The organism is Oscillospiraceae bacterium (assembly GCA_035353335.1).
Taxonomy (GTDB): domain Bacteria; phylum Bacillota; class Clostridia; order Oscillospirales; family JAKOTC01; genus DAOPZJ01.
Genome location: DAOPZJ010000022.1, coordinates 1 through 18,772, shown reverse-complemented (window position 1 = coordinate 18,772; position 18,772 = coordinate 1). Strand labels below are relative to the sequence as shown.

Annotated in this window: 24 protein-coding genes; 19 read left to right on the top strand and 5 right to left on the bottom strand. The window is 51.1% G+C overall.

The features are described 5' to 3' along the window. The first annotated feature begins 4 nt into the window (after nucleotides 1-4). The 12 genes from PKH29_06290 to PKH29_06235 all read left to right on the top strand — a co-directional run bounded on the left by PKH29_06290 (nucleotide 5) and on the right by PKH29_06235 (nucleotide 10,416). A complete protein-coding gene (locus tag PKH29_06290) occupies nucleotides 5-1,870 on the top strand; it encodes a proton-conducting transporter membrane subunit (GenBank protein ID HNX14447.1) in 1,866 nt (621 codons plus the stop codon). A gap of 16 nt (nucleotides 1,871-1,886) precedes the next feature. Then, nucleotides 1,887-3,350: an NADH-quinone oxidoreductase subunit M gene (locus PKH29_06285; protein HNX14446.1), complete on the top strand. Its 1,464-nt coding sequence runs from the start codon at nucleotides 1,887-1,889 to the stop codon at nucleotides 3,348-3,350. Nucleotides 3,351-3,366: 16 nt separating this feature from the next. After that, a complete protein-coding gene (locus PKH29_06280) occupies nucleotides 3,367-3,855 on the top strand; it encodes a hypothetical protein (protein ID HNX14445.1) in 489 nt (162 codons plus the stop codon). Between the two features lies 1 nt (nucleotide 3,856). After that, nucleotides 3,857-4,171 (top strand): NADH-quinone oxidoreductase subunit K, encoded by a 315-nt coding sequence (locus PKH29_06275; GenBank protein ID HNX14444.1) that lies wholly within the window; start codon nucleotides 3,857-3,859, stop codon nucleotides 4,169-4,171. A 6-nt stretch (nucleotides 4,172-4,177) separates the two neighbouring features. After that, the gene (locus PKH29_06270; protein ID HNX14443.1) at nucleotides 4,178-4,498 is read left to right on the top strand and encodes a hypothetical protein; all 321 of its coding nucleotides are present in this window, start codon (nucleotides 4,178-4,180) and stop codon (nucleotides 4,496-4,498) included. A gap of 4 nt (nucleotides 4,499-4,502) precedes the next feature. Further along, on the top strand, nucleotides 4,503-5,024 hold the full coding sequence (locus PKH29_06265) for an NADH-quinone oxidoreductase subunit B family protein (GenBank protein ID HNX14442.1): 522 nt from the start codon (nucleotides 4,503-4,505) through the stop codon (nucleotides 5,022-5,024). Nucleotides 5,025-5,111: 87 nt separating this feature from the next. Further along, entirely contained in the window at nucleotides 5,112-5,636 is a 525-nt protein-coding gene (locus PKH29_06260; protein ID HNX14441.1) for an NADH-quinone oxidoreductase subunit C, read from the top strand. Further along, entirely contained in the window at nucleotides 5,633-6,859 is a 1,227-nt protein-coding gene (locus PKH29_06255; protein ID HNX14440.1) for a nickel-dependent hydrogenase large subunit, read from the top strand. Before PKH29_06260 ends, PKH29_06255 begins: the two co-directional genes overlap by 4 nt. A 20-nt stretch (nucleotides 6,860-6,879) precedes the next feature. After that, nucleotides 6,880-7,818: an NADH-quinone oxidoreductase subunit H gene (locus PKH29_06250; protein ID HNX14439.1), complete on the top strand. Its 939-nt coding sequence runs from the start codon at nucleotides 6,880-6,882 to the stop codon at nucleotides 7,816-7,818. Then, entirely contained in the window at nucleotides 7,815-8,177 is a 363-nt protein-coding gene (locus tag PKH29_06245; GenBank protein HNX14438.1) for a 4Fe-4S dicluster domain-containing protein, read from the top strand. The genes PKH29_06250 and PKH29_06245 overlap by 4 nt, the downstream gene beginning before the upstream one ends. Continuing rightward, nucleotides 8,177-8,665 carry a hydrogenase maturation peptidase HycI gene (gene hycI / locus PKH29_06240; GenBank protein HNX14437.1) on the top strand — a complete coding sequence of 163 codons (489 nt, stop codon included), beginning with the start codon at nucleotides 8,177-8,179 and terminating at the stop codon, nucleotides 8,663-8,665. The genes PKH29_06245 and hycI overlap by 1 nt, the downstream gene beginning before the upstream one ends. A gap of 185 nt (nucleotides 8,666-8,850) precedes the next feature. Next, a complete protein-coding gene (locus PKH29_06235) occupies nucleotides 8,851-10,416 on the top strand; it encodes an ABC transporter substrate-binding protein (protein HNX14436.1) in 1,566 nt (521 codons plus the stop codon). Nucleotides 10,417-11,004: 588 nt separating this feature from the next. Here the strand turns inward: PKH29_06235 and PKH29_06230 are convergent. Continuing rightward, complete coding sequence (locus PKH29_06230; protein HNX14435.1) at nucleotides 11,005-11,463, bottom strand: hypothetical protein; 459 nt, start codon at nucleotides 11,461-11,463, stop codon at nucleotides 11,005-11,007. Between the two features lie 179 nt (nucleotides 11,464-11,642). Between PKH29_06230 and PKH29_06225 the strand changes: the two genes are divergently transcribed. Next, on the top strand, nucleotides 11,643-12,197 hold the full coding sequence (locus tag PKH29_06225) for a nitroreductase family protein (protein ID HNX14434.1): 555 nt from the start codon (nucleotides 11,643-11,645) through the stop codon (nucleotides 12,195-12,197). A 79-nt stretch (nucleotides 12,198-12,276) separates the two neighbouring features. Next, a complete protein-coding gene (locus PKH29_06220) occupies nucleotides 12,277-12,636 on the top strand; it encodes a VOC family protein (GenBank protein ID HNX14433.1) in 360 nt (119 codons plus the stop codon). Nucleotides 12,637-12,743: 107 nt separating this feature from the next. Here PKH29_06220 and PKH29_06215 read toward each other — a convergent pair whose 3' ends face one another. The 4 genes from PKH29_06215 to PKH29_06200 all read right to left on the bottom strand — a co-directional run bounded on the left by PKH29_06215 (nucleotide 12,744) and on the right by PKH29_06200 (nucleotide 14,702). Next, entirely contained in the window at nucleotides 12,744-13,166 is a 423-nt protein-coding gene (locus PKH29_06215; protein ID HNX14432.1) for a DUF3592 domain-containing protein, read from the bottom strand. Between the two features lie 29 nt (nucleotides 13,167-13,195). Beyond that, nucleotides 13,196-13,651 carry a hypothetical protein gene (locus PKH29_06210; GenBank protein ID HNX14431.1) on the bottom strand — a complete coding sequence of 152 codons (456 nt, stop codon included), beginning with the start codon at nucleotides 13,649-13,651 and terminating at the stop codon, nucleotides 13,196-13,198. A gap of 221 nt (nucleotides 13,652-13,872) precedes the next feature. Then, complete coding sequence (locus PKH29_06205) at nucleotides 13,873-14,409, bottom strand: hypothetical protein (GenBank protein HNX14430.1); 537 nt, start codon at nucleotides 14,407-14,409, stop codon at nucleotides 13,873-13,875. 14 nt (nucleotides 14,410-14,423) lie between these two features. Continuing rightward, complete coding sequence (locus PKH29_06200; GenBank protein HNX14429.1) at nucleotides 14,424-14,702, bottom strand: hypothetical protein; 279 nt, start codon at nucleotides 14,700-14,702, stop codon at nucleotides 14,424-14,426. Nucleotides 14,703-14,999: 297 nt separating this feature from the next. On the opposite strand from PKH29_06200, the gene PKH29_06195 reads away from it, so the two are divergent. The 5 genes from PKH29_06195 (at nucleotide 15,000) to PKH29_06175 (ending at nucleotide 18,699) form a co-directional block, all read left to right on the top strand. Further along, on the top strand, nucleotides 15,000-15,692 hold the full coding sequence (locus tag PKH29_06195) for a response regulator transcription factor (protein HNX14428.1): 693 nt from the start codon (nucleotides 15,000-15,002) through the stop codon (nucleotides 15,690-15,692). Next, nucleotides 15,689-17,080, top strand: coding sequence for a HAMP domain-containing sensor histidine kinase (locus PKH29_06190; GenBank protein ID HNX14427.1), 1,392 nt, complete (start codon nucleotides 15,689-15,691; stop codon nucleotides 17,078-17,080). The genes PKH29_06195 and PKH29_06190 overlap by 4 nt, the downstream gene beginning before the upstream one ends. 264 nt (nucleotides 17,081-17,344) lie before the next feature. Further along, nucleotides 17,345-17,560, top strand: a complete 216-nt coding sequence (locus tag PKH29_06185; protein HNX14426.1) for a hypothetical protein — start codon at nucleotides 17,345-17,347, stop codon at nucleotides 17,558-17,560. Nucleotides 17,561-17,583: 23 nt separating this feature from the next. Beyond that, nucleotides 17,584-18,000 carry a zinc dependent phospholipase C family protein gene (locus tag PKH29_06180; GenBank protein HNX14425.1) on the top strand — a complete coding sequence of 139 codons (417 nt, stop codon included), beginning with the start codon at nucleotides 17,584-17,586 and terminating at the stop codon, nucleotides 17,998-18,000. A gap of 252 nt (nucleotides 18,001-18,252) precedes the next feature. After that, complete coding sequence (locus tag PKH29_06175; GenBank protein ID HNX14424.1) at nucleotides 18,253-18,699, top strand: Lrp/AsnC family transcriptional regulator; 447 nt, start codon at nucleotides 18,253-18,255, stop codon at nucleotides 18,697-18,699. Nucleotides 18,700-18,772 lie beyond the last annotated feature (73 nt).

Sequence of the window (18,772 nt, the reverse complement as noted above, 5' to 3'; positions counted from 1 at the left end):
AGATATGTTTGATTTAATCAGTTCTTTTTTGAAAAACGGAGCGAATCTCCTTTGGGGTATGGTCGCATTACCGGCAGTTTTCGCGATTCTTATCCGGCTGGCGAAGAAAGATCACATACTCCGGCTTATTTTGACGCTTGCGGTTTGCGCAGCGAATCTGCTTTTTGCCGCTGCCCTTTACCGCTCCGGCGGATTTTCCGTGAGATTTCCCTTCGCGGGGCCCGGATTCGACATGGCCCTCCGCGTCAGCCGGTTCCCGGCGCTGTTTTTACTGCTGACCGCCGCCGTGATTTGCGTCGTCGGCGTTTACAGCGCGGTGTTTTTAAAAGAAAAGGCCTATGCGGGGCGCTTTCTGTTTTATCTGTTCGTCAGCCTCGCGATGCTGAACGGCGCTTTCCTCTCCGACCATCTCGGAGTCATGCTCTTTTTCTGGGAAGGGCTTCTGTGCACCCTGCTCGGCATCTTATTGATCAACAATAAAAACAATCCGAAGACCGCGGTGAAGGCGCTGGTGTTGTCGGGCACGGCCGATCTGCTGCTGATGCTCGGCATCGCCGTCACCGTGTACGCGGCAAAGACCCCTTATCTCAGCGAAATTCAAAAACTGCCGGTCACGGGACTGAACGCGGTCGGGTTTGGCTGCATGATGCTCGGCGCGCTCGGCAAAGCGGGGGCAATGCCGTTTCACAGCTGGATCCCGGATGCGGCGGCAGACGCGCCGACTCCGTTTCTGGCGGCGTTTCCGGGGTCTCTCGAAAAACTGGCGGGCATTTATCTCGCGGCGCGGCTCGTCACCGATCTCTATGACTTAAAACCCGGAAGCGGCATGAGTGTCGCGGTCATGACCCTCGGCACGCTGACAATCGTTTTCGCTGTCTCGATGGCGTTAGTTCAAAAAGATATGAAGCGGCTGCTCTCCTACCACGCGATCAGCCAGGTCGGGTATATGGTGCTCGGCCTCGGCACCGGGCTTCCGATCGGCATTGCCGGAGGGCTTGCCCATATGATCAACCACGTGATCTATAAGAGCGGACTGTTCATGGCCGCGGGCGCAGTCGAAAAACAGACCGGCACGACCGACCTGCGCGAAATCGGCGGGCTCGGCAAAAAGATGCCGGTCACGATGGTCTGTTTCACGGTCTGCGGCCTCGCCATTTCCGGTGTGCCGCCCTTGAACGGCTTTTTCTCCAAGGAACTCATTTTCGACGCGGCTCTCGAAAGCAATGCCGTCTTTTATGTCGGCGCGCTGCTCGGCGCGTTTTTGACGGCGGTCTCCTTTTTGAAGATGGGGCGCGCGGCCTTTTCGGGAACGCTCAGGCTGCCCGGGAAAAAGAGCGTCAGAGAAGCGGGCGCGGGGCTTTTGATCCCGATGGGGATCATGGCCGTCTTCTGTGTCTTGTTCGGCGTCTTCAACGCCTGGCCGATTGACCGCCTGTTCGGCTCGGCTCTCGGATATACGGAATCGTTCGCCGGATGGCCGAAATCCGTCCTTCTTGTCGTGATTTCGATGGCCGCGCTGCTTCTTGCGCTCGGCGATCACCTGTACGGGTGCAAAAAAGCGGGGAGCCCGATCAACGCCGCGGACCACATCCACGACGCTCCGGTGCTGAAAAACATCTATCACGCCGCGGAAAAACAGCGGTTTGACCCCTACGTTTGGCTGACGAACGCGGTAAACGGATTTTCATGGCTCTGTTCGCGCATTGAGCGGGGCGTAAGTTGGGTTTACGACACGGGAATCGTCCGGCTCACCGAAGGCGCCGGAAACATGCTGCGCCGCGCGAGCAACGGCAGTCTGGCGCGGTATCTCTTCTTCGCGATTACGGGCGTCGCTCTCATAACGGCGGTCTTTCTCGCCATTCTGTTATAAAGGAGGAACACAAGGTATGCCGGCGTTATCGTATATTGCGGTCTCATTTCTTGTTGTTCCGCTTGCGGTCGTTGTCCTCCTCAATCTGTTCCCGAAAAAATCGGCCGACAGGATCGCCCTGTATTTTGCTTACTTCGGCGCCGCCGCCCAAATCGCGTCCTCGGCCGCCGGCTTCTTTCTGCTTGGGGCGGCAAACACGCACGAGTATGATTTTTCGTTGTTTTGGAATATCGCAAAAGCCGGCTCCGAGCGTTTCGAGGTGACCTCGCTTTCGCTGGTCATTTTGTTCTGCATCGGTTTCGTCTCGTTCGTATCGGTTTTGGTCGCCAATGAAACGGTGAAAACCAAAAAGGGCGCTTTTGTGAGTTTGCTGATGACGCTGATGCTCGGCATGAACGGGATGGTCATCGTCACGGACCTCTTCTCGCTGTATGTGTTCCTCGAAATCGTCGGCATTTCGAGTTTTGTTTTGATTGCGATGTTTAAAACCGAAGAGGGGCTTGAGGGCGCGTTCAAATATCTGGTGATGTCCTCGCTTGCCAGCATCTTCATTCTCACGGGCCTCGCGTTTTTGTTTATGCAGACGGGCAGTCTTCAGTATTCCGAACTCGGAATGAACGCCCTGAGCATGGGCACCCGGTCTGAGGGGATCCTTGTCTATGTCGCTTTTGTCCTGATGATCGCGGGCTTTGCCATCAAAACGGGCGCGGTCCCGTTCCACAGCTGGCTTCCGGACGCGCATCAAAGCGCCAATACGGCGGTCTCGGTGCTGTTGAGCGGAATCGTCATCAAGGTCGCGGGCATTTACGGCCTGATCGTTCTGACAAAACTGTTCCCGCAGTCCGCGGCAATCAAAATGACCCTTGCGCTCATCGGCGTGATTTCCATCATCGCCGGGGCGCTGTTCGCGCTTCGGCAGAACCACTTCAAGCGCATTGTCGCCTATTCGAGCGTCAGTCAGATGGGCTATATTCTGCTCGGCATCAGCACCGGAAGCGTGCTTGGCCTGCTCGGCGCCGTGATTCACATCTTCAACCACGCCACGATGAAATGCACGCTGTTTTCAAACGCCGCCGCGCTGCACGAACAGACGGGAACGCTCGACATCAATGAAATGGGCGGGCTGCAGGCAAAGATGCCTTTAACGGGCTTTTCCTCCTTATCGGCGTTTTTATCCGCCGCGGGGATTCCGCCGTTCGCGGGATTTTGGAGCAAGCTGTTGATTATCATGGCGCTCTGGACGGGCGGTTCGAAAGTGTTCGCGGCAATCGCGTTATTTTCGAGCATTCTGACGGCCGCGTATTTTCTGAGGCTGCAGAAGAAGGTGTTTTTCGGAAAACCTTCCGAAAAATTCAAAGACCTCAAAGAGATCAAAGGCAGCGTCGGATTTGCGCAGATCCTGCTGACGGCGGTGACCGTCGGGACCGGACTGGCATTTCCGCTGGTGCTGCTTTATCTGAAATCCAGGGGAATACTGTAACAGGGGAGGGGATTTTGTGGAAGTGATCGTGTATATCAGCCTCGGGCTGATGCTTGTCTTTGCCGTGATGGCGGTGATGCTCCACAGCATCACAAAATCCGCGATCGCCCTCGCCGCCGCGAGTGTCGCGTTAGGCATCGTCCTTTATGAGCTCGGCAGCGTCTGGGCCGCGCTCTTTGAAATTTCGGTCTGTTCGGGACTCGTCACCGTCGTCATGATCAGTGCCGTCAGTTTGTCGCACGAGCGCAAAACCGAACTGCAAAAGGTCTATAACGACAAAAAGAGAATGTCTTTCCTTCCGGTGATTTTAATCGTCGGCGGCTTAGTGCTCGCCGGTGTCGCGATTTGGTCGAAATTTACGCTTCCGGGCGCGGGAGAAACCGCCGCCGGAAGCAGTTTCCGCGAAATCCTATGGAATCAGCGGCAGGCCGATATCTGGGGCCAGATGATTGTGATCGTCGCCGGCTCGGCAGCCGTATCGATCATGTTTAAGGAGCGTGATTAGCATGGGCGTTTTCGGATTCGAAAATATTTTGCTGCTGGTCGGATTTCTTTCGATTCTGGCCGGTTGTTACTGTCTGATACGCACTTTTCATATCCTCAAAATCGCCATCGGAATCGAGGTCGCGATGAAAGCCGTAACCTTATTTTTGGCGCTTGCCGGCTACGTCAACGGCAAGATCGACCTGACCCAGACGTTCATCATCACTTCCATCGTGATCGAAGTCGTGGTCACGGTCGTCTCGGCCGGGATCGCCATCAATCTCTACCACAAATACGGGAGCATGGATATCCGCAATCTGAGAAAGCTGAAAGGATAAAAAGAAATGGAACTTTTGACGTTTGCCCCTCCGATTACGTTTCTGCTCTTTATTCTGATCTTTTTCCTCGGCTCGAAAAGCGTCGACAAGTACGCCCGCCGCGGTGTGAAAACGGAGCGCGAGACCGATTCTTACGCCTGCGGGCAGCGGGACGTCGAGAACTACGTCAACCCCGATTACAGCCAGTTTTTCCGGTACGCTTTTTTCTTCACCATCATGCACGTTTTGGTGCTCGTGATCGCAACCGCGCCTTATGACGCGATGCTGCTGCCGATCCTGTACATTGCCTGCGGAGTCCTCTCCATGGCAATCTTATTCAGGAGGTGATACCTTGGGCCTGTTAAAAAAAGCGATTGACTGGGGGACGAGAAAGTCGCCCTGGATCATCCATTTCAACGCGGGCGCCTGCAACGGCTGCGACATCGAGACCATCGACGCGCTGACCCCGCGGTTTGATTTGGAGCGCCTCGGAATTCTGCAGCAGGGCAGCCCGCGCCACGCGGATATCCTCGTCTGCACCGGCGCCGTCACGCTTCAGACGCGGGATCGGCTCAAACAGATCTATGAACAGATGGCAGAACCGAAATTCGTCATCGCCATCGGCGCGTGCGCCTGCTCGGGCGGCATCTTCGACGGCTGTTACTGCGTGACCGGCGGCATTGACACCGCAGTCCCCGTGGACGTCTATATCCCGGGCTGCGCGGTACGCCCCGAGGCGATCATCAGCGCCGTCGACAAACTTCTCGGCACCCTGAAAGAAGAGAAAAAAGAGAAAAAGAATAAAAAGAAAGATAAAAAGGAAGAAAATAAAGAGAAGGAAAACAAAACGGAAGCGGGAGAGTGCGAAGTTTGAAAAACGAATTTTTCAAACCCGGAGTTTGGTCCTTTTGGCTGAACCAAAATGGCCAAACATCCCCAAATCTGCGAAAGGACGGCTTTAATGATGCAGAATGAACAGGCGATTGCCGATCGGCTTTCCGAAAAATTCGAATTTTTAAAAGACCATATTACCGTGCAGAGAGAAAAACGGATCTTCACCGGTTTTCTCGGCCGGGAGGATTTTGAAGCCGTTATCAGCTATCTGCACGGCGAGATGGGTTTTTCAAGGGCCCATCATGTGGTCGGAACCGATGAGGGCGAGGATCTCGGGTTTATTTTCCTGCTCTCCAACGCAGACGGGATCATTCTCGCGCTCAAGGAAAAAGCGCCGAAGTCGAACCCGAAAATCAAATCCATGACGGCTCTTTATCCGTGCCTCGAACTGCACGAGCGGGAACTTGTGGATTTATTCGGCGCACAAGTGGAAGGGCTGCCCGAAGGCCCGACCTATCCGCTGCCCGACGGCTGGCCGAAAGGCAGTTATCCGATGCGCAAGGACTGGAATCCGAAGTATTTCGACAAAGAGACCATGACCTATAATCCCCCGTCCGAAAATTCCGAAAAGGAGACGGTGAGCAAACAATGAATGAGAAAAACCGCGTCGTCATCCCGATCGGCCCGCAGCACCCTTCTTTGAAGGAACCCGCGAGCTTTTTGATCACGCTGGAGGGCGAGAAGGTCGTGAACGCCGTCGTCGGCGTCGGATATAATCACAGAGGACTTGAAAAGGCCTGCGAAAGCAGAACCTATATTCAGGACCTCTATATCATCGAGCGGGTCTGCGGCATCTGCTCCCATACCCACAGCACCGCGTTCTGCCAGGGTATCGAGGAACTTGCCGGTCTGAAGATTCCGAAGCGGGCGGCCTATATTCGCGTCATCGTCGCAGAGCTGGAACGGCTGCACAGCCATCTGCTCTGGCTCGGCGTCGCCGGCCACGAGATCGGATTCGACACGCTGTTTATGTATTCGTGGAGGGACCGCGAGCGGGTTCTGGATATGTTGGCCGCGATGTGCGGCAACCGTGTGAATTACGGCATCAACACCATCGGCGGTGTTCGGAGAGACTTCGACGCGGCGATGCTGCGGGATGTTTTGAAAATGGCGGACGTTTTGCAGGAGCAGCTGAAGTATTATCTCGATCTGGCTTCCACCGAAGCGACGCTGATTGCCCGGCTCTCGGGGGTCGGAAAGCTCTCGAAAGAAGATGTGCTTCGGTTCGGCTCGGTCGGACCCGTCGCGCGGGCTGCCGACGTCGGAGACGACACCCGGGTCAAAGAGCCCTATGCCGCTTACGGGGAGATCCCGGTCAAAGTGATTACGGACACCCATGCGGACGTCTTCGGGCGGACGCTTGTGCGCATCAAAGAGATGATTGAGAGCCTGGAGATCATCCGTTTCTGCGTCAAAAACCTGCCTGACGGCGACATCGCGGTCAAAGCGCCGCGAAAAATCCCGGCCGGTGAGATGATCAGCAGAACGGAAGCGCCGCGCGGCGAGGACATCCATTTTATCCGGTCCGACGGCTCCGACATCCCCGAAAGAATCCGGGTTCGCGCCCCGACGGAGGTCAACTGGCACGGTATGAGATATATGCTCGAAGGCCAGTATCTCGCCGACGTGCCCATCACCATCGCGGCAATCGACCCCTGCTATTCCTGCACCGACCGCGCGATCGTCATCCGTTCGGATGATCAGACCGATGTGACGGATTGGCAGGGACTGCGGCAATACAGCATCGACTGGTATCAAAAACGGGGCGTCAATGTGCCGTCGGTGAAGATGCCGGAATCAAAGAAATATTTTTAAACGCTTAAGAAGGACTGTGTATGCTTTCAGCGCTGTTTAAAATCCTCATATTCCCCGGGTTTTTATTTCTGTCGGTCTACGGGCTCTGCCTGGAAAGCCTCGACAGAAAAATTTACGCGCGCCTTCAAAACCGCATCGGGCCGCCCTGGTATCAGCCGCTCGCGGATGTATTGAAGCTGCTCGGCAAAGGGACCATCATCCCGGCGGACGCGAATCCGGGGATGTTCAATTTCCTGCCCATCGTCTCGTTAGCCGCGGTGGCGTCGGCCTTTATCTATGTGCCGGTCTGGGGGAATACCGCAAGCCATTCGTTTGACGGAGACCTCGTCATTGTGCTGTATCTGCTGACGATTCCGACCATCGCGGCGTTTTTGGCGGGCTGGTATTCGAGGAGTGTTTACGCGACCCTCGGCTCCATCCGGACGCTGACGCAGATGTTCGCCTACGAGGTGCCGATGTTTATGGCCTTGCTGTCGCCCGCGCTGATCGCCGGAACCTGGTCCGTCACCGGCATGGCGGCTTTCTATTCGAAACATCCGCTCTACATTCTCTTTAACATTCCCGCCCTGTTTGTGGCGCTCGTCTCCGCGCAGGGAAAACTCGAACGGGCGCCTTTTGACGCCCCCGAAGCCGAGACCGAGATCGTCTCCGGCGCGTTTGTGGAATACAGCGGGAAACTGCTGGCGATCTTCAAAATGTCAATGGACTGCGAGCTCGTTTTAATCGCGTCTTTGATCTCGGCGATCTTTCTGCCGTTTACCACAGGCATCGCGGTCGTCGATCTGCTGCTTTACTTTGTCAAAACCATTGTGGTGCTGCTGTTTTTATCGCTGATGCGCTCCGCGATGGCTCGTCTGCGGATGGACCAGCTGCTCAATTTCTTCTGGAAGCAGCTGTCGCTCATCGCGATTGCGCAGATCATTCTGAATCTGATAATAAGGAGTCGGCTGGCGTTATGAAAAGAAGGATTCCCGGCAAAATCTCGCAAATGGCGATTTCTCAATTGTTTCAAAAGCCCGCCACGATCGCCTATCCCAAGGGTGAGATGGACATTGTGAAAAACTACCGCGGCATGCTTGTCTATGACCCAAAGGACTGCATCAACTGCAGAATGTGCGAACGCGACTGCCCGACCGGAGCCATCAAAATCACCAACGAGGGGACCAAAGAGGAACGGAAAATGAGCGCCGTTCTGGATATTTCACACTGCGTTTTTTGCTGCCAGTGCGTGGATATCTGCCCGAAAAAGAGCCTTTCCTTCAGTCAGAACATCGATCTCTCGAATCTGAGCAGTAAAGATTTCAAGGTGAAACTCTGATGGACGTCCGCGGTTTTTTAAAAACCCGCATCAAACCGGGGCAGAAATATGCCGTCCTTGGCATCGGCTCGACGCTTCGCTCCGACGACGCCGCGGGCATGTATTTCACAGAACTCCTCGGAAATCTGCCGAAACGCGAAGATCTGCTGTTGATCGCGGGCTCCAACGCGCCCGAGAATTTCACCGGAGTCATCAAAGAATTTAAACCCGACAAGCTTTTTGTCGTGGACGCCGCCCATCTGGGCTTACAGCCGGGGCAGATCAAAGTCGTGCCGGACGGCGAAATCGGCGGCGTCTCTTTTTCCACGCACATGCTGCCGCTGCCTGTGATGATGAAATATCTCGCGTCCGAAGTGGGCTGCGAAGTCATTTTTATCGGGATTCAGCCGAAATGCACGGACCACGGGTTTGACCTGTGCAATGAAGTGAAAGACGGCGTTGAAAAACTCGCGGACGATTTTTGCCGCGCCTTTGAAGAAGCCGAATAAAAGCACCCGAGAGGATGTTTTTTTATTTTGCATTTTACAGGATTTCCGGTTTGCGGTGACACAATATCATCATATAAAAATACGGAAACATTAACCAATTGTGCATTAATTCCCCATATTATGGTTTTATGATTGATTAAAATCCAGGACCGGCAATCAATTTAATATAAAAAGGGGAACAAAGCATGAAAAACATATTCAAATTCACCGTTTCGTTACTGGTCTGCGAGATTCTTTTATCCGGCTGCGGAACGCCTTCCACCTCGCTGCCGGGCGAACTTGTCGGGAAATCAAAAAATTATTCACAGACTCTCAACATCATCGATCCTTCCTTTTTTTACAGCGCAAGCGATGATAATGCCGAAAACGCCAAACAGCAATGGCTGGATGAAATGTCGGCTCGTTACGGCGTTAAAATCAACGTCACTTCAGGTGTCTATAATAACCCAACACTTGGCGCTTCAATAGAAAAACGATGGGAGAATATATTATATGGGAAAGAAAGTTTTCCGGGATTAGTGAATATAGATTCCATCGATATACTGAAGACGATAGTCGATGACAGTAGGGCGCTGCCATTGGATGATTATCTCGCCGATAATCCGATTTGGAATGCTTTGCCCGAAGAAATCAAATCGACTTTTAAAATTGACGGACACATCTATGCCATTCCCACGAGCTTGTCTTATTCATTCAATTCACGATTCATCAGTGACGACGCAATTGAACTGACGGGGATTACTGTTAATGATTTGGATACTTTAAAGGAATTTTCCAATACTTATACGCAGGCAACAGGAAATTATGCGATGAAATCTTTTGGTATAAATCAATTAAGAGACATTTTCAGCGCTTTTGGATTATATTACAACACAAGCACCAGACCTTTCGGATATGATCCTACCGAGGACTGCATGGTTGACTTTTTAACAAAAGATGCTGCTATCGATGCGTTGAAATATCTGCGGGAGCTTTATACGGCAGGTGCTCTTTACAGCGATTTTGATACAAAAACAGATGATACGACATATGATGATATAAGCAGCGGAAAAATCGCTTCTATATTCGATCCATTAAAAAAACCGGATAATTGTACCGAATTGATCACTTTAAATCAACAATATCCGCAGATTCTGGAAAATAACGTAAGCGGATTCTTTTTAACAAATGATGTCCCCCAGCCCCAAGAAGCGGTTAATCTCTTTATTGATATGATATTCGGCTCCGAACAAAGCTATCTGGACTGCTGGCTGGGTTCCTCCGATCGATATATTATAAACAGCGATGGTACGATTACGATGAACATAGTTCAAAATTCCGATGGAAGTTATGCAGTTCCGGCAATGCCAAACCTGACCGGTGGGCTTACAGATGTCTTTCCTTATTCAAAAACGGATATTTTATATAATCAGAACGGCGTTGTCACCAATGATTTGAAGACCGAAGCAGGTCAAAAAAACAAAGAATATGAAATGATTAAGGACGCACTTGCAAAAGGAATGGTAGTAAAAGTTCCGACGGCTTATGATTTCATTAATACATCATCTTATAATACGACTTATGATTCAAACAATAGTAAAATTTATCTTCTTTACAGGCAATGTATCACTGATGCGATAACGAATAACCAAACAACAGTGGAGCAAGCTGTGAAGGATTACCGCAAAGCCATATTCAATATGGGCGGCAACGCCATGCTCGATGAGATGAATGCCGCCATCGGCAAGAAAACCGTGTATTATTACGATTAACTTGCCTTCCTTGTTAAAGGGAATGGGAGAAGGATTGCATAGCAATCATTTTCCGCCTGCAGCGGTGGGGGGATTCCGATTTAGTAATAATATGTACCCACGACAACAGACACTTAAAGTTCAAAAACCACAAATTGTTAAAATATTAGTTCAGCGAAATCATTTTCGGGAGAGACGACAAAAGAAGGATGGTGCCGTCGGCACCATCCTTCCGTAACTTTCGACTGACCTTTTCCGATAACGGAAACCGATCATTTTTTCCCGGCGACGGTATCTGCTGCAGCAACAATTTCTAAAAACTTTTTTTCATTGACATAGTATTCGTCCTCATACACAACGATGAAATCTTTATCGTAAGTAAGTGTACCGAATATAAATTATCATTGATATCCATAAAATAAAATTCTTTTTCAAAAGATGAATATGTCAGACCGTTTTTTTGTTTTTTCATTGCTTCATCAAGTTTAATAAAACCATCCGGTATATTTTCAACGATACGCACAGAAGTAACCATATCAATAAGCTCCGTATATTTTCCGTCATTGATGTTTGATTGGGATGAGACGACCGTCTTTATTAAAAATTCGACTAAATGTTATTATGAATATAGAATAAAGTGTGGGTTTCTGTATCGTAATAGTAAACCGAGTAATCATCGTACATTCCGTAAGCACTGTCTCCGACGGGGGTTCCCTCTTTTGTTTGAATATCATAATAATCACCGGCCGAAATAAGGGAAGGGTCGAAATCATATTTTCCCTGCAAATGCTCCGCGGCTTTGGCCCATCCGGCAAAGTTGTCAAAATATCCGGCGATTCGCGAAACGTCCTCCTGACTCATCTCTCGGTACAGCGTTGATTTTTTGAAAGTATCATCGGCATCTTCTTGATAGATATATTTGCAATAATCCGTAAAATCCTGAATGCCGTCAGGGTCAAAATATTCATATTTTTCTATGTATCCCTTTGCGATTGCTTTATCGGTTGTACATCCGGATAATATGGATAAAAATAAAAACAGTGCAACAATGCTCAATAAGCGTTTCATGTTTTCCTTTCCTCTCAGCGGTTATAGGCAGATTATATCATAAAACTTACGGCTAAACAACCTTCGGCGGTTTATAAGAGCTGATGAATGGATATCTCGGCGGCAGTCCCTTGTATTGGAAAAATAAAAGGGTATAATTAAGGTATTGTGATTTTTCGGAGAGGAGATATAGCGAAGAAATGAACGAGACATTACGGGTGATTGCCGGGCGGTATTCGTGCCGGAATTATGACGGCAGGATGCCCGAGCGGGAAAAGCTGGAGGCGATTGCGCTCGCCGCGGTTCAGTCGCCGAGCGGGATGAACCGCCAGCCGTGGCGGATCATCGTCGTTAACAATAAGGCGCCGGTGGACGAACTCGACGCCGAGGGCATGGACGTCTTAAAAAGCGGCGGGGACAGCGCTTATTATGATTTGATCTTGAAACGGGGCGGAAAACTGTTTTACAACGCCCCCTGCATGTTTTTGATTTTAAAACAGCCCGAAAATAACAGGGAGACCGACATCGGGATCGTCAGCGAAAACATCGCGCTGGCCGCCGCGTCTTTGGGGCTCGGCAGCGTCATCGCAGCCTCGCCGTCCATCCCCCTGAAAGGCCCGAACGGAGAGCGCTTCAGGCAGAAATTGAAGTTTCCGGACGGATTCGAATTCGGGCTTTCGGTTTTGGCCGGGTACGCGGTCAAGGAAGGAAAGCCCCATCAGCCCGATCTGTCCAAAATTCAATTTATCGAATAAAAGGAGCATTTGAACGAAAGCGAAAAAAGCGTATAATATTCTTTATAATATTGTTTTAACGGAAGGGTGTAAATTTTTCATGAAATTGGATTGGGTCACGATCAGAGTAAAAGATTTGGAGAAGAGCGTGAAGTTTTACACCGAAGAGCTCGGGATGGAAATCGCTGCGCGGTTCGGCAGCCCGGACCATCAGATCGTCATGCTCGGAGAAAAAGATCAGCCGAAAATCGAATTGATTTACGAGCCCGGCAAGATATATGAAAATCCGGGCGCAGGCGTCTCGATCGGGTTGGAGATCGACGGGTTGGATCAACTGGTCGGCGCTTTGAAAGAAAAAGGACATCCGGTGGCCGGGCCGATGGCTCCGAACCCGAGAGTTCGGTTCTTTTTCGTCCCCGACCCCGACGGATATTCCATCCAGCTTGTGGAGCAGAAATAACTTATGGTTCGCTCAGGGGCGAGCTTTGATCGCCTTCGTTCCAAATGATAAACAACGCGCCTCTTCAACCGGAAAGAGGCGCGTTTATCTTGCTTTTGTTTATCATTTTACATAGATGAAAAAAACATACAGCCGCCGATAACGGTCATCAGTGCGCCGACAATGATCATACCGATCATGACGGCGTTTCGGGAGCGGTCCCCTTTGACGACAAACAGAGCGGGGTTTTCGCGGCTGTATCGGATCCGTATCTTCCGGCCCTCGGGATATTTTTTCACGTTCGAGCCTTTTTGCTCGGAGGCTTCAATCCATGTGCCGTCCGGCAGGCGGTAACGAACGGCCATAGTGTACATGCTCAGGCGCCGCGCGGCTTCGTCAACGGCGGTTTTATCCTGATATTCGTGATAAGCCGTCACCGCAGCGGTCGTTTCGACGGAGTCTTTGAACAGGCGTTTCTCTCTTTTAAAGAGCAGGATGCCCAAAACCATTACAGTCAGACCGACGAGAGCGAAGATGACAGCGTCATTCATAGTTCACTTTTTATATAACCGGAACGGAATCAGCCGCCCAACGTCATTTGTTCCAGGGTGCCGGTATCGGAATTCAGCAAAAAGATGGCGCCGGTGCTTTTTTGGACATAGTATCTGTCGATGGTGCCCTCAGCATCCGCGTCGGCGTCGCCGGCCGCGTCGGTATAAAGCCGAAGGGCATAAAAGGCCTCGTCGGTGTCTTCGGCGTCTTCGTTTACATTGATATAATAGGTGCCGTCCGCGCTCACTTTCAGCAGGTCTTCTCCGATGTATTCACAGCGGTAACCCGATGAGGAAAACATATTTTCAAGGAATGCGATTGCGTCAAGAACCGTTTGGGGAATTTCGGTTTCATCCTGACCGGGTAAGTATTCGCTGACATCGGTTTCCCCTTCATCCGCGATATCAGGCCCGCCGAACAGACCGCACCCCGCAAACAGGGCCAGCGTTAAAACGCAGAGCAAACAGGCGATGATCTTTTTCATGATTTTTTCTCCTTTAAATTTTAAGAATGGAGCATAAAACTGAGGCAGTACATTGATCAGGAAATCGCAATAAAACTATAACATATTCATCAATCAGTTTCAAACACTTTTTCTTTTGGACATAAAAAAACGGATGCGCAAATAAAAAGTAAAAAAAACAACCTCCCGCCCATCTTTTCAACTGCGGGAGGTTGTTAAAAAACAGCGCTAAGAGTTGCTTTTTAGCCTTTCAGAAGGTCGATCATCTGCTGCGTGACTGCATTGATTTGGGTGCATACGGCGATGCGGTTTTGCTGCACGGTGAGAATTTGATTCAGAACTGCGATGACGGCGGCGTAATCTCTGTTTTTACGCAATTGCTTATAGGAGGCCATCAGCGTATGGATTTCGCCGACCGAGGTCTTAAGCTGCTCGCGTGTGGACGCAAGCTCGGTTTTAAGGGCTTTGAGTGCCGCCAAATCCTCCGGGCTCAATGTTTTGCCGCTTGCTTTGAAATCTTTGAGCAGGATTTTGAGCTCGCCGGCCAAATTGATGTTTTGAGCTTTGAGCGTAAAAAGCGACGCCTGGTTTTTCAGAATCTCGCCGTTGAGCCGGATAATCTCGGCCCACTGCGCCGGGGTGAAAAACCGTGACGGGGCGGAGGCGGTCTGACTGCTCGTCGGTGCGGAGGAGGCGAGCACGGGCATCCCGAATGCGGAGAATGACAGTCCCAATGCCAGTGAGGCGATCAGGACAATGGTGAAAATGCGTTTTTTCATGGGGTTATCTCCTTTCAATTATTAAAATCCGACTCGGAGACGCCGTCCATCTGCGTATAAAGGGAATCAAGACCCGTGAGTTCGCTCAAAATTTCGTCAAGCGTCTCATTGACCTCTTTCGGATCAACCGATTGGGTTTGAGGCGAAGTCACGGTTTGACTGACGGCGGCTGATGACGTTGTGTCGGTTTCGTTCTGTGGTGTTGTTGAAGCCGCGGAAACTCCCGAACGCCGGGAAGAAGCCGGCGTCGATATTGAATCATCGGTTTGGGTTTGCTGTGTTTCGGGGGCCATTACAATTCCCGTTGGCCGGGAGGAATCGGTCCGTCCGAATCTGCGGCATCCGGTAAGCAGAAGCAGCAGTATGATGAATACGGCAAAAATCGCTTTTTTCGGTCTCAATCAACCACCGCCGTTCAAATTTTCTTTCAGGAGAACCCGGAACCGGATTTTCGGCTTCCGTGCTTTTATTTTAGACCGAAAAGCAAGGAAAAACAACCGCAAAACTGAGGCAAAACTGCGGCAATTGTTTCATTGTTTATAGAATTATGTTAATATGAGGGCAACCGGGCAGAGCGGAGGGAAGGTTACATGTCAAAGCTGATTTATATCGCGGACGACGATCAAAACATCAGGGACCTGATCGCCGGATTTTTGAAAAACGACGGTTTTGAAACCGAAGTGTTCGAAAACGGGGATGCGCTTTTGCAAGCGTTTTTAAAAAAACCCGCCGATATGCTGATTCTCGACATCATGATGCCGGGAACCGACGGCCTTGCCGTCTGCGGCAAAATCCGCGCCGAAAACAATGTGCCGATCATCATTGTCTCGGCCCGCGACAGCGAGGTCGACCGGATCACGGGCATCACGATCGGCAGCGACGATTATCTCGTGAAACCGTTTTCGCCGGTCGAACTGGTCGCGCGGGCCCATGCGATCTTCCGCAGGACGCAGAGCGGCAAAGAGCCGGCCGGGGAACCCGTGTTAAAATACGGGGATATCAGCGTCAATCAAAACGAGCGCACGGCGTCGGTCAACGGGGTTAAACTCGAACTGACGCCGACGGAATATCTGTTAATCGGTTATTTGATTCAAAACAGCGGGCGGGCGGTGCCCAGAGAGGAACTGCTCAAAAACGTCTGGCGGTTCGAGACCGAAGTCGATACGCGGGCGACCGACGATGTGATCAAGCGGCTGCGCAAAAAGCTGAAAGACAGCAGGGTGCGCATCACCTCTGTCTGGGGTTATGGGTTCAAGCTGGAACTTGAAGAGGGTGAAAAATGAAGACGATCCGCTCAAAGCTGATCTCGGCTTATATGGTCCCCGCCGCGATCGGGCTCGCGGTGATCCTGGTGTTATTCAACGTCGTCATGCGGTTTTATTTTGTCAAAACCTCGAGGGACGAATTGAAAAGCACCTATTCCACGATGAATGTTTTGGTGGAAAAACAACTGATGAATTATGTGGTCGGGCAGAGCGGCACGGCCGCGCTCTCCGGACTCAGCGCGGCCTTGACCGCGGCGCGGCTTTCCGGCAGCACCGAATTTTATATTTTGGACGATGCTTATCAAATCATCTTTCCGGCAGATGCGAAAAGCGCTTTTGAAGGAGCGCTCGGGAAAGCCGTTCAAAAGTATGATTTTTCGAACAATCCCGGCGGGATTAAACGGATTATCACCAAAAACGGCCCGCTGTTTATCGCGGGCAAGACCTTTGATATTCCGGTGGGTGAGCTTCGCGTCGTCTTTGTCACGGAGATGACCGGCGGCAACCGGGTGACGGGGGCCATCAATCTCATCCTGGCCGCAATCATGCTGGTCACGCTTGCGGCGGAGTTTTTGTTTTCGGCAAAATCGGCACGCGATCTCAGCCGGCCGATTCAAAAGACGGCGGCAGCCGTCAAAGAAATCGGAAACGGGAATTTCGTCACGGCGCCCGAGGATCACACTTCGGTTGAGACACGGGCGCTGACCGTCGGGATCAACGAGATGTCCGCGCGGCTCAAAGCCGCCGATGAGGCCCAGAAACTGTTTCTGCAAAACGCCTCGCACGAGCTTCGGACGCCGCTGATGTCGATTCAGGGCTACTCCGAAGCGATTGAAAAGGGCATTGTGAGTGATCCCGTTCAGGCCGCCGCGATCATTAAAACCGAGAGTATCCGTCTGACGGCGTTGGTCGAAGAATTGATCACGCTTTCGAAAATCGACAACAACCTCTACGACAAAGCGTTTCTCAAAATCGATCTCGGTGAGGCGCTCTCGGAGTGCGTCTACCGGCTGAACGGACTTGCGCTGAAAGAACAGAAGGAGATTTCGCTGAAAGCGATCCCGGGCGTCGCTGCGTTTGCCGACGAAAACCTGTTCGCGAAAGCGATCGACAATGTTTTGTCCAACTGTCTGCGATACGCAAAAAAGACCGTGGCGATCGGGCTTTCCTGTCAGGACGGCACCGCAACGATTCGGATCTCGGATGACGGGGAGGGCATTGCGCCCGCCGACCTGCCGCATATCTTCGATCGGTTTTACAAGGGCAAGGGCGGTAAATTCGGCCTCGGGCTCGCCATCGCCAAAAAAGCGCTCGAACTCATGGGCGGGAGCATCACGGCGCAGAACGAAACAAACGGCGCGGTATTTGCAATGCGCCTGCCGGCTGAATTACAAAAAGAGGAATGAGCAGCCGGATAGAATAAAAATCATAAAATTGCCCGCCGAAGCGCGGGCTTTTTCTTTGTAAATCTGAACCTGTAATTGGGCAAATATCTCAAAAATGGAATAAAAAAAAACCGGATTTTACTGGCTTTTGTGGCAATTCGGCTTGTTTTCGTTTTGAAAGTCCTTATTTTTATGATATAGTATACCGGCGTCCGACAGAGCGCGCTCCGGGGGTGAAACCGATCAGAGCTATGCCCGGGCAATTTACATAAAGGAGATAAACGAATGTTTAAAGAGAGTCATATCCTTTTGGGGGAATATTTGCTCAGCCGTTGTGACAACAGCCCGAAGCGGCGGCATCAAAAACTGTTTTTATGGGGCTGCATCGAACCGGATCTGAATTGTCTGACCTACCTGAAGGGCTCGCTGAAAGTCCGGCCGTTTCGGGGCCATCACTATCCGAACGGCCGGGGCGGATCCTGCGCCTGGTCAGGCGTCTGAAACGAAGCCATCGCCGGAACATATTGAATTTTTATCGCCTCGGAAAACTGATGCACTACGTCTCGGACGCATTCACTTATTCGCATAATCCCGGATTCGGCGGGCAAATCAAAGGCCACCACTATTATGAAAAAAACCTCGCAGACTGTTTTCGCAGTCAACCCTTCCGGGATGCGGCACTGCCGAAAGGAAAATCCGATTCGGCCGAAAGAATTTTTCTCGATGCGCACCGGCAGTATACCGAGACCGCAGCGGGGCTCTCCACCGATTTGGACTATATCCTGAAAGTCACCGGCTCGGTGTTCCGGCTGCTCGTCCCCGAGACCAAAACCGTCAAGTCCCGCAAATTGCTTTTGAGCGGTTTATATGGGATCTTGCGCAGCAATGACCGCGAAAGGGACGACATTCCCGCGTATTCGCAGAGCCCGATGGCCGGTTAAAAAACCATAAATGGGAAACACTTCCGGAGTCCGTTCCGACGGGCGCCTTTGCCCGCTTCGGCGGGCGTTTTTCATTTCATTTTTTTATTTTAAAAATCCGAAAAAATTATCGGGCGGCGGCGCATCAGAGAAGAAAACCGAAAAATATATTTCAATGAAAGCCATAAACCGCAAAAAATATCGAACATGCCTTTACATATTGAAAATATTATTGTAAAATCATAAAATGAAATTGAATTCCGGAGGATTTTTATGGATGGCATTGACATCGCAATCCTGAGGGTTCTGCGCAAACAGGCGCGCGCGTCTCTTTCCGAGATCGGGCAAAAAGTGAACCTCTCGGTTTCTGCTGTGGGGGAACGCATCAAAAAATTGGAAGCGTCCGGCGTCATCAGCCGATACGTCGCGATCATCGACGGAGGGCACTTTCACAAAGAACTGACTGCATTCATGTTCGTGAGCTTGGAGAATCCGAGTTTTATCGAGAGCTTTCTCAAGTTCATCGAGGTTGAAAACGACATCCTGGAATGCCACTATATCGCGGGCAACTATGATTACGTGCTGAAGATCGTGACCGACAATCCCTCGACGCTCGAAAAACTGCTCAATAAAATCAAAAGCGTCGCAGGCGTCGGAAAGACCTATACCAACGTCGTGCTTGCCACCTGTAAAAACAACGAATCCGTCTACCCGGAATAACCTGTGTAAAAGAAGGACTACCCATGGTTATCGGCGTAATCAAAGAAATTAAAAACAACGAGTTCAGAGTCGG